Below are 14,856 nucleotides of genomic sequence, written 5' to 3' on the forward strand. Positions count from 1 at the left end.
GTTGTAAAATTCTTTATTCAAATACGATTTCGTAAATTCGTAGCTTCTAAAAAACGACAAAACTTTTTATAATGAGTAAATACGATATTATAGTTCTTGGAAGTGGACCAGGTGGATACGTTACAGCAATTAGAGCCTCTCAATTAGGTTTTAAAACTGCAGTAGTAGAAAAAGAAAGCTTAGGTGGTGTATGTTTAAATTGGGGATGTATCCCAACTAAAGCATTAATAAAAAGCGCGCAAGTATTTGAATACTTAAAGCATGCAGAAGATTATGGATTAAAGGTAAAAGAAGCTGAAGCTGATTTTGATGCAGTTGTTAAACGTAGTCGTGGTGTTGCTGAAGGCATGAGTAACGGTGTAAAATTTTTAATGAAAAAAAATAAAATTGACGTTATTAATGGCTTTGGAAAACTTAAACCTGGCAAAAAAGTTGAAGTTGATGGTAAAGAATATAGTGCAGAGCATATAGTAATAGCAACTGGCGCACGTAGTCGTGAGTTACCAAACTTACCACAAGATGGTGAAAAAGTAATTGGTTACAGAGAAGCTATGACACTAAAAAAGCAACCTAAAAAAATGATAGTTGTAGGTTCTGGAGCTATTGGTGTTGAGTTTGCTTACGTATACAACTCAATGGGTACAGAAGTAACCATTGTAGAGTATATGGACAGAATTGTACCGGTTGAAGATGAAGAAGTATCTAAACAATTAGAACGTTCTTTTAAGAAAAACGGTATTAAAATTAAAACTTCTTCTGAAGTTGTAAGCGTAGACACATCTGGTGATGGTGTTAAAGCTACAGTTAAAACTAAAAAAGGAGAAGAAGTTATTGAAGCAGATGTAGTATTAAGTGCTGTTGGTATTAAAACTAACATTGAAAATATTGGTTTAGAAGATGTTGGTATTGCTGTAGATAGAGACAAAATATTAGTTAATGATTATTACCAAACTAACATACCTGGTTACTATGCTATTGGAGATGTAACTCCTGGTCAAGCATTAGCACACGTTGCTTCTGCCGAAGGTATTTTATGTGTAGAAAAAATTGCTGGACAACATGTAGAAAAATTAGACTATGGTAATATACCAGGTTGTACTTATTGTTCTCCAGAAATAGCTAGTGTTGGTTTGACAGAACAACAAGCTAAAGATAAAGGTATTGACATTAAAGTAGGAAAATTTCCTTTTTCTGCATCTGGTAAAGCAAGTGCTGGAGGAAACAAAGAAGGTTTTGTAAAAGTTATCTTTGACGCTAAATATGGAGAATGGTTAGGTTGCCACATGATTGGTGCTGGCGTAACGGATATGATTGCAGAAGCTGTTTTAGGTAGAAAGTTAGAAACTACAGGACATGAAGTATTAAAAGCAGTACATCCTCACCCAACTATGAGTGAAGCGGTTATGGAAGCTGTTGCAGATGCTTATGATGAAGTAATTCACTTATAAAATTGAAAACTATTTTTAATAAAAAAGGTTCCAGAAATTCTGGAACCTTTTTTATTTAGTAAGATTGACAATGTATTAAAACATAAATCCAACACCAAATTGCCATACCTCGTTTTTTGCATCTACGTTTTCAAAGACAGTACCATCTTCAAAAATATCTGTGACACCAAAGTTATAACGACCGCTTATAAAAAAGCCATTATTAAACTTATATGCAGCACCTAAAGCTACACTTGTATCAAAGTCTTTTACATTACTATCTTCAATATCTATATCTCCTGCGTTATCGTTTGGTTGATAGTCAATTTCTTCGTTTACCTTAAATCCAAATTGCGGTCCAGCTTCTACAGATAACCCTTCAACTAAATAAACTTTTAATAGTAAAGGTACTTGAACATAATCTAATTGATATTCTATGTTTTCATCGGTGTCAAACACATTATCTTGATCTACTTCTTGGATATCAAATCCTTGACCTGAATAAAAAACCTCTGGTTGAAAAGAAACACGTTCAGAAATAGGAATTTCGGCTACTAAACCAGCATTAAAACTTGTTCTTGACGATAAATCACCAACATCATCTCCGCTAATTGTAGAAGAGTTAACGCCTCCTTTTATACCTAATTGTACAGCTTTTGAATCTGACTGCGCATTCATAAAAGTTAAGCTAGATAATAATACGGCAGTACTTAAAAATAATTTTTTCATTGTATTCATTTTTTTTGGTTTATACAATGAAATTACGAAGACCTTAATTATTAAGATGTTTTATTAACATGGTTTAACAGTAAAAGGATCGCTTTTAACTGTTTTTAATATAGAGAGTAGATTTGCTTTAAATATTTAATATTTGTTTAGAAATTATACTAAAAAAGCGTTAAAACAAACTAAAGAAAACTTTGTATTGCTAGTTCATAACTTTGCAAACCAAATCCTAAAATAACACCTTTTGCATTAGGCGAAATAAAAGAGTGATGTCTAAACTCTTCTCTTCCAAATGTGTTAGAAATATGCACTTCTACAACAGGAGTTTGTATGGCTTTTACTGCATCACCAATACCAACAGAAGTATGTGTATAAGCTGCTGCATTTAAAATAATACCATCATAGTCAAAACCTACGTCTTGTATTTTATTTATAATCTCTCCTTCTACATTAGACTGAAAATGTTCTAAAGAGACATTAGAATACTTATTTTTAATTGTATCTAAAAACTCTGTAAAAGATAAGTTACCATAAACATTAGGTTCTCTTTTACCTAATAAGTTTAAATTAGGTCCATTAATGATAATTAGTTTTTTCATAAAGTAAAAATACAAAAATAAGCGCATAAAAAAACCGAAGCGTTTGCTTCGGTTTTTAATTATTTTAATAGTAAATATTGTATTTACTAATTAGAACTTGTAGTTAACACCAAAAGTTACATTAGTCCAGTCTCCACCAACAGAAAATGTGTTTGTAGCATCATCAGCACCATCAGCTTTTGTAGAATTGAAACCTAAAACACCTACACCAGCTTCGATAGAAAAGTTAGATGATACAAAGTAGTTTAATCCTGCTCCTAAATTAGCACCAAAACCATCACCTTCAACTACTGTAGGGTACTCGTTATCATAAGACATGTAATCTGCAGCTAATTCACCAAATAAAGAAAACTTGCTAGCAGGAGTAAAATAATAACGTCCAAAAACACCAACAGCAAAAGCATTATTGTTAGCATCAGCAGTACCGTTATCAATTTTTGAAGTTGTGTATCCTACTTTAGCACCTAAAGCAATATTTTCTGATAAAAAGTAACCAACTTTTGGAGCTACTTCAAAAGCGTTATCTTTAACATCTCCAGTTGATTCATTACTAAAAGTAACAGATCCTGAAATAAATAAATCACCTTTAGCAAAACCAAAAGTTTGTTCTTCCTGAGCGTTAGCTGTAAATCCTAAAACTGCAAAAGCAGCTGCGAATAATAATTTTTTCATAATTTAAATTTTCATTTATTGATTTAAGGTGGCAAAATTAAACTAGGTTAACCTATCAAACAAGAAAAAAACAGTTAAAAATTTACAAATTTTCCTAAAAACCTAATAGTTAAATAGTTATGATTTTAATTTAAAAATATGTCAAAATATACTTGATTATATAAATAAAAAAACCGAAGCGATTGCTCCGGTTTTTATAACATTATTTAAGTTGATTAAAAGTGAAAAGCAAATCCTATTAAACCTTGAAATGCACTATCAGCTTTTTGGTCATCTAAAGTTACATTGTAACGTACGGTAGGTTCAATACTAACATTTGGAGCTACAAACCAAGCATACCCACCTTGTAAACCAACCCAGTTTGCACTTTCTCCATCTTGAGAAATACCAGTAAAATCAACACCTAAAGGAAATTGACCATCTACATAATATTTTGCGCCTACTTTGTAAGCAAATATTCCGTCATTAAAACCGTCATCAGCATATCCTAATCCTGCTTTTATAGCTAAGTTATCTATTACAAAATAACCCGCTTCTGCTCCAGCAGACCAAGCAGTGTTACCGTCAATAGAAGTTAATGAAAATGCTGTACTTCCTGTTGCCCAAGAACCTGTGTTAGCTTCTATTAACCATGACCCTTTTGATAAAGCAGATGATCCATTGTCAGAATCTTGAGCATTCATCGTTGATAATCCGAATACTGCAAAAGCAGCTAAAAAAAATAATTTTTTCATAATTAATGATTTAATAATTTGATTAATAATACTAATCTATTAATTTTTTTGTATTGATTTTTACATATTAAACAATTAATTAACAAAGTTTTTAACATTTATGTAATATAATAAACACATAAAGTAGATATTATTATTATACTTATTTTTACATAATGAATTGGACACAAGCTAAAACAGATTTTTCTACATATCTTAAAATAGAACGTGGTTTATCAGATAACACTATAAATAGTTATCTCTTAGATGTTGAAAAACTAATAGTATTTTTAAAAGAAAATAATAGTGGTGATAGTCCTTTAAATATTTCAAAAGAAACTATTAAAGAGTTTGTATATCAAACTGCAAAACAGCTTAATGCTAGATCACAGTCTAGATTAATTTCTGGTTTAAAAGGTTTTTTTAATTATTTAGTTTTTGAAAATTACAGAGACGACAATCCTGTAGACCACATAGAAGCGCCTAAAATAGGAAGAAAAATACCCGACACCTTATCCTTAAATGATATTAACAAACTAATTGCCGCTATAGATTTAAGTCATCCACAAGGCACACGCAATAAAGCAATTTTAGAAACACTTTACGGTTGTGGATTAAGAGTTAGCGAGCTAATAAACCTAAAAATATCTGATTTATTTTTTAATGAAGGTTTTATAAAAGTTACAGGTAAAGGAGACAAACAACGTTTTGTACCTATAATGGAACATACACAAAAATATATTGACATTTATAAAAACGAAATTAGAAACCACTTAAACATCAATCCAGAACATTCTGACATATTATTTTTAAACCGAAGAGGTAAACAGCTTACAAGAGCTATGATTTTTACAATTATTAAAAACCTGGCTAAAACAATCAATCTTCAAAAAACAATTTCACCTCATACATTTAGACATAGTTTTGCTACACATTTATTAGAAAACGGAGCAGATTTAAGAGCTATACAATTAATGCTAGGTCACGAAAGTATTACAACAACAGAAATATACACACACATAGACAGAAGTCAATTAACAGAAGTAATTAACAATTTTCATCCAAGAAAGTAAAGTTGTACTTTATCGATTATTTTTTGAATTTCAACATATGTTGAATATATTTGTTCAGAATCCCTTACACTAACTTATTCTTAAATTTAACACAACAGTACAACCTGTATGTCACAGTTATTAAAAGAACTTAAGTTAAAACAATCTAATAACCAATATATTGAAGATGTAAAATGGCAATTAGCCTTAGAGATTTCAAAAGTTGGTATTTGGGATTTTGATGCAAAAGAAAACAAAGTTTTCTTTTCTAAACCTTCAAAAGCTATAATAGGATTTGAAGATGATGATTCCTTTGGCTTTAATGTAAACGATTGGAATGATCGTGTTCATCCAGAAGACAGAGAGCAATATTTTAAAGACTTTCAAGATCATCTTAACGGTTTACTTCCTGATTACGAAAACAAACATCGTGTACTTCATAAAGATGGTACTTACAGATGGGTTTTAGATCGCGGTCAATATATAGAAAAAAATAGTTTAGGAGAAGCTACTAGAGTTATTGGTACCCATGTAGATATAACAGATTATGCTGATAATGAACAGAAAATTAAAGAAACACTAGATTTAATAGCTAAAAAAAATAGTAAACTTCAAAACTTTGCTCACATTGTTACCCACAACCTAAAACAACATGCTGGAAATTTTGAAAGTTTACTAGAGCTTTATGATGAAGCTAAAAATGAAGAAGAAAAAACAGAAATGTTAGATTACATGAAAACTCTTTCAAAATCATTAACAAAAACTATAAATGATTTAGGTGAAATTGTTTCCATACAGTCTAAACCAGAAGAAACAAGTGAAGACATTAAACTCAACACCAAAATAAATAACGTTTTAAAAGATTTAGAATATTTAATTTCAGAAAAGAGCGCTAATATAAAAGTTAGTGTTTCTGACGATTGTAACGTTAATTTTAACAAGTCTTATTTATATAGTATATTACAGAATCTAGTAACCAATGCAATTAAATATAAACATCCTAAACGTAATCCTGAGATTTTAATTGCTTCTGAATCTTTCGATACACACACAAACTTAGTTGTAAAAGATAATGGTATAGGAATTAACTTAGACAAGTTTGGAAAAGACCTTTTTGGTTTATACAAAACATTTCATAATAATCCAGATGCTGAAGGTGTTGGTCTATATTTAGTAAAAAATCAACTAGAAGCCTTTGGCGGCTCTGTAGATGTAGAAAGTATAATTAATGAAGGTACAACCTTTACACTTCATTTACCTAATCAAAAAATCCAGCACTAGGCTGGATTTTTTTTTTTTAATTCTCTGTTATATTTTTTGTTTACTTAGCAATATTTATTGCTCTTGTTTCTCTAATAACAGTAACTTTAACTTGACCTGGATAAGTCATATCTGTTTGTATTTTTTGAGAAATATTAAATGATAAATCAGCAGCATTTTGGTCGCTCACTTTTTCGCTTTCTACGATAACACGTAACTCTCTACCTGCTTGTATTGCATAAGCTTTTTTAACACCGTTAAAACCAAAAGCAATTTCTTCTAAGTCTTTTAATCTTTGAATATAGCTATCTAACACTTGTCGTCTTGCTCCAGGTCTAGCTCCAGATATAGCATCACAAACTTGAATAATTGGCGATAATAAAGATTTCATCTCTATTTCGTCATGGTGAGCACCAATAGCATTACATACATCTGGTTTTTCTCCAAATTTTTCTGCCCATTGCATACCTAATATAGCATGAGGTGTTTCCATATCTGCTTCTGCATCTGGCACTTTTCCTATATCATGTAATAAACCTGCTCTTTTAGCTAATTTAGGATTTAAGCCTAACTCTGCAGCCATTACACCACAAAGTTTAGCAACTTCACGAGAGTGTTGTAATAAGTTTTGACCGTAAGAAGAACGATATTTCATACGTCCAACCATTTTAATTAATTCTGGATGTAATCCATGAATACCTAAGTCTATAACAGTACGCTTACCAACTTCTATAATCTCCTGCTCTATTTGTTTTTGTGTCTTTTTAACTACTTCTTCAATACGTGCTGGATGTATACGTCCGTCTGTAACTAATTTATGTAAAGATAAACGTGCAACTTCACGTCTTACAGAGTCAAAACAAGAAAGTATAATTGCTTCTGGTGTATCATCTACTATAATTTCTACTCCGGTAGCTGCCTCTATTGCTCTAATATTTCTTCCTTCACGACCAATAATTCGTCCTTTTACATCATCGCTTTCAATATTAAATACAGATACGCAATTATCTACTGCTTCTTCTGTACCAATACGCTGTATGGTATTAATGATGATCTTTTTGGCTTCTTGTTGAGCTGTTAATTTAGCTTCTTCCATTTTATCTTGGATATAAGCCATAGCATCGCTTTTAGCTTCGCCTTTTAAAGACTCTATTAACTGTTGCTTTGCTTCGTCTGCAGATAAACTAGAGATGACTTCTAATTGTTCTACTTGACTTTTATGTAGTTTATCAAGCTCTGATTGTTTTTTTTCTAATACTTCTATTCTGTGATCAAAATCAATAGATTTTTCTTCGATTTGAGCGTTAAGTTTTTTAGTTTTTGATAACTCACTTGATACTTGAGATTCTTTATCTCTAATACGTTTTTCGGCATCAGACATTTTCTTGTCTCTGCTCATGATTACTTTTTCATGCTCTGCCTTTAGCTCTAAAAACTTTTCTTTAGCTTGTAAAATTTTATCTTTTTTAATGCTTTCTCCTTCTGCATTAGCTTCTTTTACGATAGCTGCTGCAGATTTTTTTGCACTTTTAATTAGCTTTGATGCATTACTTCGTTCTAGCATTTTTGCAATAATAAAACCTATTAAGGCTCCTATTGCGATACCAGCAATTATTAAAATTGTATTATCCATTGTTGATTAATTATATATAAAAAAAGCCTACATTAATTTTGTTTTGAAAAAAACTCCTTAAAAACAAGTTTAGGGCTAACAAACTGATCAAGGATCTGCCCAAATACATAGTATTAGCAGCATGCTTTTACAGCTTAAACTCACCCTTTTTAAAGAATTAACGTTGAGTTTCTCAAAAAGATAATCAATGTAGGCAGTAACCTATTATTTTATGTGTTATGAACGTTTTATTTTATAAACTTAAATGTGTGTCTAACATATTGTTTAAGGTTTTTAACTTTTCTTCAACATGTTCTGACACGTACTCTTTATCTAATATGCTCTGCTCTACTTGACTAGCAAATTGTAATGCGCACATTGCCAATACATCTTGCTTATCTCTAACAGAATAGCTTTGCTCAAATTGCTTTATCATAGCTTCAATTTTTTTTGCAGCTAGTCTTAAGCCTTCTTCTTGGCTTGGTGCAATTGTTAATGGATACACTCTATTTGCTATTGATAACTTTATTTTTAGTGTGTCTGCCATTAATCTTAATATTTTAACTAGACAATTGACTTATACAATGGTCAATTTCTCTAATTAATGCATTTATCTTGAGCTTTGTTTCTCGTTTATCGTTGTCACTGCCAAGTATGGTGTTAGCCATTTTAAGTGTATTATATTTTTCTTGCCAATTATCTAATTCTAGGTCTTTGGCTTTTAACACTGATTGAGATTGTTGCAATGCTTCTTTTAGCTTAGCATTTTCTGCTTTTAAAACTTGCTGTCTCTTTAAGACTTTGCTAATTTTTTGCTCTAGATTATCAACAATGTCTTCAATTTTACTCATTCTGCTAATACCTATACTTATCTTACAAAGTTAATCAAACCGTAGGATTATACAATTGTTTTTTCATAAAATTTTATTTTTAAAAAAAGTGTTTAAAAATCAAATGGTTGGTCTAGTTATTGATTTTTGTTTGCTAATTAAAACCTTATTTCTATTTTAGCAGTAACATGTATTTTATGCGATTTATAACATTTCTCTTTTTATTTTTTTCTAGTTTTATCAATGCTCAAAATATGTACCCGCAAGATTATTTTGCTTCACCTTTGGATGGCGAAACTATTTTAGCTGGTACGTTTGGAGAACTTAGAAGTAATCATTTTCATTCTGGATTAGATATTAAAACTAAACAGCGTGAAGGTTTAAAAGTCTATGCTGCAGCAAGTGGTTATGTTAGCAGAATTAAAATTGCTCATTTTGGATATGGTAAGGCACTTTATATTACTCATCCCAACGGTTATACAACTGTGTATGCACACTTACAACGCTTTTCTGATAAAATTGAAAGTTTTATAAAAAAGAAACAATATGATCAAGAATCCTTTGAGGTTGAAGTTTTTCCTTCTAACAACGAACTCATTTTAACCAAAGGAGAAGTTATTGCTTATTCAGGAAACACAGGTAGTTCTGGCGGACCACATCTTCATTATGAAATTAGAGATAACCTAGAGCGACCTATAAATCCTTTATTGTTTGGCATTAAAGTTAAAGACACTAAAAAGCCAATTGTAAAAAGCATCTACGCCTACCCTATTAACGAATTATCACATGTTAATAATTCAAATTTAAAACAAAAACTACGACTAATTCCGCTTCAAAATGGCGATTATAAAGTTGAAGACATAAAAGCTTACGGCAAAATTGGTTTTGCAATAAATACTATAGACAGACAAGACCTAGCCGCAAATAAAAATGGGGTTTACAAAATTGAAACTGCTTTAAATGGTATGCCTAACTTTACTATTAATTTTAAGCGTTTTTCTTTTGATGAAACCAAGCATCTTAACCGTTTAATAGATTACCCTCATTATTCTGAAAAAAAAGAACGCCTTCAAAAACTATTTTTAGATACTAATAACCCGTTAAGTATGTATGACAATTTAGTAGATGATGGTTATATTATGGTTTACGATTCTATAGCGTCTTTGTACAAAATTAAAGTTGAAGATTTTGAAGGAAACACCACAATTATTGACTTAAATATTAATGGAGACACAACGCCTATTTCTGAAACCTCGACAAACTTCACCTCTCAATATTATATTAACAGAGAAGAAAATGTGATTTTAGAAAAGGATAAAATTACCGTTAACATTCCTAAAGAAACATTTTACGACAGTTTTTTTATGGACTTTCAAGTACATTCTGATACTGTAAAAGTACATGATAAAAACAGAGCTGCTAATAAGTACTTTACAATAAATTATGATATTACAGGTTATTCTCCAGAAGATTTAAAACAAGTGTATATTGCTAGATTAGTTGGTTGGAATAACTATCCAAGCTACTCTTCTACAAAACAAAAAGACAACGTTTTATACACTAGGACTAAAAACTTAGGTACATACTGTTTAGCTAGAGATACCGTTGCACCAATCATAGAACCTGTTAATTTTACTGATGGAAAATGGATGAGTAAATATCGATTTTTAAAACTTAAAATTGAGGACAAGCAAAGTGGTATTTCCAATTACAGAGCAACCGTTAACGGAAAATGGATTTTAATGGAATATGATTACAAAACCGATATGCTTGTACACGATTTTAAAGATAACGTCGTTAAAGAGACTAACAACAATTTAAAAGTTATTGTAACAGATAATGTTGGAAATAGCGCTACATTTGAAGCAACTTTCCATCGAAAATAAATTTTTAAACCTTTGAAAAAACTAAAACTAACCTTAAAGCTTCTTTTTGTCTTACTACCAATAGTTGCTTTAGCGCAAACAGCCACAATAAATGGTGTGATTTTAGATGAATTTAATCAACCCATAGATGCTGTAAATATTAAAAGTGAAAATTTAGGAACACAAACTAATAGTAACGGTTTTTTCTCTTTAAAAATTCCTGCTAACACAGATGTTACCGTCGTATTTTCTCATGTATCATTTAAAAATGTAGAAGCTAGATTTAATCTAAAAAAGGGTGAAATTTTTGAATTTAATCCTATAATGAAACAAGATGCTGTACAAATATCTACAGTTGTCTTAAATGGTAAAAAACGAAAAGATGTAGAAGGTATTATTACAATAGCTCCAGATGCATTAATTAAAATTCCTGGTGCACAAGCTGGTGTAGAAAATCTTTTAAAAGCCTTACCTGGCGTAAGTAGCAACAACGAGTTAAGCACACAATACTCTGTACGTGGTGGAAACTATGACGAAAACCTTATCTATGTTAATGGTATTGAAGTATATCGTCCATTTTTAATTAGATCTGGACAACAAGAAGGTTTAAGTTTTGTTAATTCTGATTTAGTTAGTAATATCGAGTTTTCTGCTGGTGGATTTCAAGCTAAATATGGTGATAAATTATCTTCTGTATTAGATATTACCTACAAAAAACCTACAGACTTTGGTGTAGCAGCAAATTTAAGTCTTCTAGGTGGTAGTTTAGCGGTTGAAACTGCAAGTAAAGACTCTAAATTTACTGGTATTGTTGGTTTAAGATACCGCGATAATAGTTTATTGGTAGATGCTCAAGAAACAGAAACTAACTTCAACCCTACTTTTGCAGACCTTCAAAGTTATTTTACTTATAGATTTACTGATAAATTTGAACTTAGTTTTTTAGGTAATGCATCATTAAATAAATACAACTACATACCACTTACGCGTCAAACCAACTTTGGGACATTAGATAATCCATTAGCATTAGTAGTAAGGTACGAAGGACAAGAAAAAGATCAATACCAAACACTATTTGGCGCTTTAAGTGCTAATTATAAAGTAAATGACGATTTAGACTTAAGTCTTGTCACTTCTACTTACCATACCACAGAAGAAGAGTATTTTGATATTTTAGCACAATATGCGTTAGGTGAAGTAAATAGCAATATTGGTGATGATAATTTTGGTGAAGTCGAATTTACTGAAGGTATTGGAAGCCAACTTAACCATGGTCGTAACGATTTAGATGCATTAATTTCAACAATTGAAGCAAAAGGAACTTACACTAAAAATGAAAACGAATTTAAGTTTTCAATTAAATATACAAATGAAGATATTAGAGACCGTTTAGTAGAATGGGAAGTTATAGATTCTGCAGGCTTTTCTATTAATCCACCAAGTTCTGATGCGTTTAATGAGCAACCATATGAGCCTTACCAAGGTCCTTTAGAAGCTTATCAAAATGTAAGAGCTACTAATAGTACAGTTATAAATCGTCTGCAAGCATACGTACAATGGAGCTTACGTAGTAAAATTGGCGAACATGATGTTTGGTACAATGCTGGTGTAAGAAGTCATAGTTGGACAGTAGATGATGCATTAACCAACCAATCTGTTAGTCAATCTGTATTTTCTCCGCGTGCGCAATTTGCCATAAAACCTAACTGGGATAAAGATATGCTGTTTAGAATAAGTGGCGGATTGTATTATCAACCACCTTTTTACAGAGAATTACGTGATCGATTTGGTGTAGTTAACACTGATGTTAAAGCGCAAAAATCTATACATTTAGTTGTTGGGAATGATTATAGCTTTAAATTATGGGACAGACCTTTTAAATTAACTAGTGAAGCTTATTACAAAAAACTAACCGATGTTAATCCATACACATTAGAAAATGTTAGAATAAGATACAGAGCAAATAATAATGCAGAAGCTTATGCATATGGTTTGGATTTACGTTTAAATGGTGAATTTGTTCCTGGTACCGAAAGTTGGTTTAGTTTTGGATATTTAAAAACCGAAGAAAACATTAATGATAGAGGCTACATACCTAGACCAACAGATCAACGACTAAAGTTTGCTGCGTTATTTCAAGATTATGTACCAAACATACCTAGCATGAAAATGTACTTAAATTTGGTTTATAATACAGGTTTACCTGGCGGATCACCAAGTTACGCAGATCCTTACGTATACCAAAACCGCTTACCAGACTACAAACGTGCAGATGTCGGATTACAATTTGTATTAGTTGATAAAGACAAACAATTTGATAGTGGTTGGAAAAAACCGTTTAAAGAATTGTCTTTTGGTTTTGAAATATTTAACGTTTTTAACGTGCAAAACTCTATAACCAACACATGGGTTAGAGATGTGTACAGTAAACGTCAATATGCTATCCCCAACTATTTAACACCAAGAGTGTTTAATGTAAGAACAACTATGAGGTTTTAGTTTATACTTAAATTTTCAGCAAATACAACTAAATTATCATTTCCTGAACCAGTTAATCTTTGTACGAATAACTCTATATAATCATTAGTACTTAAATCAATATTCTCATTTAAAGCTATATTTTGTATTGTACTACTATTATCAACATATACAATAGCTCTAGACTCAGTTAATATACCTCCATTTTTTGCGATATAAAAAGCATAAAAATCACCTGATGTTCCTGTCACTCTAATGGATAAACTTGCATTTATTTGAAATTGACGATTTTTTAATCCCTCATAAGTCAATCTATTGTTACCTCCTGATGCAGCAAACCTAAATAAGTTAGTCGTTAAAAAAAGACCTGTACCTTGTATTTCTACTGCTGTGTTATTATTAATTGTTTGTGTAAAACCAGTTGGAGAAGGATTTACATCATTATAATAAAAATTACCAGCTGCAACTGCATCTTTTTCTACTGGTATTCCTGCACAATCAACATCCCAATCGGTATTAAAATTGTAATTAGTATAAGTTCCTGGTCCATTTATATAATTACCGCCTCCAAAAAAGTCTACAGTTCTTAATGTGCCTCCTCCTGTTAAAGATGTTATACCTAGCACATCTATTGCTGCTGTAGCACCTACAACTTCACTAAACCCACCTTGCTTAGCTATAACTTCAAAATTACCAACAAAGGTTTGATAAGTGCCTGAATTACTCCCATCCCAACCTTCAGAATTAAGAAGTAATTGATTTATATTTGTAAAAATTATACCTGTAGTATTACCAACATATTGTACAATACTAAAAAAGACTAAATTAAATCCTGAAATACTACCAACAGAAGCAGAATTAACAATAAAAGCATCTCTTAAAATTAAATTTTGGGTATTAGTTATTTCAGATAAATTAAAAACTGAACCTGCAGTAGCTTGTAAAGTTAAGTTTCTAACAGATCCACCTGTATCTCCTTCAAATATATTTCCTGTAGTCCTTAATAAAATATCATTATTAGTATCTTCTCCTGCTACATAGGCGTTATTTAGCTCTATTGGATAAGACAGCGTTATAAGTCCATTAATTTCGTAATATGTGTTTGAGTCTAGAAGATAAGTTGTGCCACTACCAGCAACTAACTCGGCAGCTAAATCGGCTTCACTTTTAATTAATTTGTAATTATTACGTTGTGAGGAAGACAAAGGTTTCCAAGAAGAATTATCATAAAAATAGAATAATCCTAAATCTGTATCATAAACTAATAATCCATTAGCAGGACTAGCTATAGAGTTACGCTGTACTGTAGTCATTCTTGGTGCTAACATTCCTGATGTTGTAGATACAATATCTAACACAGATGATGGATCTGGAGATGATGTATTTATTCCAACCTGAGCATAATTAAAGAAAGAAGTTAATAGAAAAATAAAAAAAAGTAATTTTTTTCTCATAGCTGTAGATTTATTAAAATTTAGGGGATACAAAAATACAAAACACTACTTTTTTTAAAGAAAAAAAATTGTCATATTATCCTTACAAACACCTATAAATACTAGTTTTTATTAATATTTTAACAAAACCACAAGAATATTAAATGGTATATGTAAGAAAAATCTTTA

Annotated in this window: 13 protein-coding genes and 1 other RNA gene; 5 read left to right on the plus strand and 9 right to left on the minus strand. The window is 30.9% G+C overall.

Annotation, left to right across the window (positions count from 1 at the left end):
* The first annotated feature begins 71 nt into the window (after window positions 1-71).
* Window positions 72-1,448, plus strand: coding sequence for a dihydrolipoyl dehydrogenase (gene lpdA, locus WA340_RS11600; protein WP_304142966.1), 1,377 nt, complete (start codon window positions 72-74; stop codon window positions 1,446-1,448).
* Window positions 1,449-1,523: 75 nt separating this feature from the next.
* Here lpdA and WA340_RS11605 read toward each other — a convergent pair whose 3' ends face one another.
* From WA340_RS11605 to WA340_RS11620, 4 genes are all read right to left on the minus strand, one after another.
* Window positions 1,524-2,156, minus strand: a complete 633-nt coding sequence (locus WA340_RS11605; RefSeq protein WP_336129178.1) for a porin family protein — start codon at window positions 2,154-2,156, stop codon at window positions 1,524-1,526.
* A gap of 179 nt (window positions 2,157-2,335) precedes the next feature.
* A complete protein-coding gene (aroQ, locus tag WA340_RS11610) occupies window positions 2,336-2,752 on the minus strand; it encodes a type II 3-dehydroquinate dehydratase (RefSeq protein WP_027879943.1) in 417 nt (138 codons plus the stop codon).
* Window positions 2,753-2,842: 90 nt separating this feature from the next.
* Window positions 2,843-3,424 (minus strand): outer membrane beta-barrel protein, encoded by a 582-nt coding sequence (locus WA340_RS11615; protein ID WP_336070945.1) that lies wholly within the window; start codon window positions 3,422-3,424, stop codon window positions 2,843-2,845.
* A 215-nt stretch (window positions 3,425-3,639) separates the two neighbouring features.
* Window positions 3,640-4,158: a hypothetical protein gene (locus WA340_RS11620; protein WP_336129179.1), complete on the minus strand. Its 519-nt coding sequence runs from the start codon at window positions 4,156-4,158 to the stop codon at window positions 3,640-3,642.
* A gap of 155 nt (window positions 4,159-4,313) precedes the next feature.
* On the opposite strand from WA340_RS11620, the gene xerD reads away from it, so the two are divergent.
* Window positions 4,314-5,210: a site-specific tyrosine recombinase XerD gene (gene xerD, locus WA340_RS11625; RefSeq protein WP_336129180.1), complete on the plus strand. Its 897-nt coding sequence runs from the start codon at window positions 4,314-4,316 to the stop codon at window positions 5,208-5,210.
* A 108-nt stretch (window positions 5,211-5,318) separates the two neighbouring features.
* Window positions 5,319-6,470 carry a sensor histidine kinase gene (locus WA340_RS11630; RefSeq protein ID WP_336129181.1) on the plus strand — a complete coding sequence of 384 codons (1,152 nt, stop codon included), beginning with the start codon at window positions 5,319-5,321 and terminating at the stop codon, window positions 6,468-6,470.
* A 40-nt stretch (window positions 6,471-6,510) separates the two neighbouring features.
* On the opposite strand, the gene rny is transcribed toward WA340_RS11630, so the two are convergent.
* The 4 genes from rny to WA340_RS11650 form a co-directional block, all read right to left on the minus strand.
* Entirely contained in the window at window positions 6,511-8,082 is a 1,572-nt protein-coding gene (gene rny / locus WA340_RS11635) for a ribonuclease Y (RefSeq protein WP_336129182.1), read from the minus strand.
* 50 nt (window positions 8,083-8,132) lie between these two features.
* Window positions 8,133-8,251: non-coding RNA, 6S RNA (ssrS, locus tag WA340_RS11640), on the minus strand.
* A 63-nt stretch (window positions 8,252-8,314) separates the two neighbouring features.
* A complete protein-coding gene (locus tag WA340_RS11645; RefSeq protein ID WP_304142948.1) occupies window positions 8,315-8,608 on the minus strand; it encodes a cell division protein ZapA in 294 nt (97 codons plus the stop codon).
* Window positions 8,609-8,621: 13 nt separating this feature from the next.
* On the minus strand, window positions 8,622-8,912 hold the full coding sequence (locus WA340_RS11650) for a hypothetical protein (protein ID WP_027879936.1): 291 nt from the start codon (window positions 8,910-8,912) through the stop codon (window positions 8,622-8,624).
* A gap of 233 nt (window positions 8,913-9,145) precedes the next feature.
* Between WA340_RS11650 and WA340_RS11655 the strand changes: the two genes are divergently transcribed.
* Together WA340_RS11655 and WA340_RS11660 are read left to right on the plus strand one after the other, a co-directional pair.
* Window positions 9,146-10,777 carry a M23 family metallopeptidase gene (locus tag WA340_RS11655; RefSeq protein WP_336129183.1) on the plus strand — a complete coding sequence of 544 codons (1,632 nt, stop codon included), beginning with the start codon at window positions 9,146-9,148 and terminating at the stop codon, window positions 10,775-10,777.
* Window positions 10,778-10,789: 12 nt separating this feature from the next.
* Window positions 10,790-13,255: a TonB-dependent receptor gene (locus WA340_RS11660; protein ID WP_336129184.1), complete on the plus strand. Its 2,466-nt coding sequence runs from the start codon at window positions 10,790-10,792 to the stop codon at window positions 13,253-13,255.
* On the opposite strand, the gene WA340_RS11665 is transcribed toward WA340_RS11660, so the two are convergent.
* A complete protein-coding gene (locus WA340_RS11665) occupies window positions 13,252-14,688 on the minus strand; it encodes a hypothetical protein (RefSeq protein ID WP_336129185.1) in 1,437 nt (478 codons plus the stop codon). The genes WA340_RS11660 and WA340_RS11665 overlap by 4 nt on opposite strands.
* Between the last annotated feature and the right edge of the window lie 168 nt (window positions 14,689-14,856).

Origin of the sequence: Mesoflavibacter sp. CH_XMU1422-2 (genome assembly GCF_037029245.1) — a bacterium.
Taxonomy (GTDB): domain Bacteria; phylum Bacteroidota; class Bacteroidia; order Flavobacteriales; family Flavobacteriaceae; genus Mesoflavibacter; species Mesoflavibacter zeaxanthinifaciens.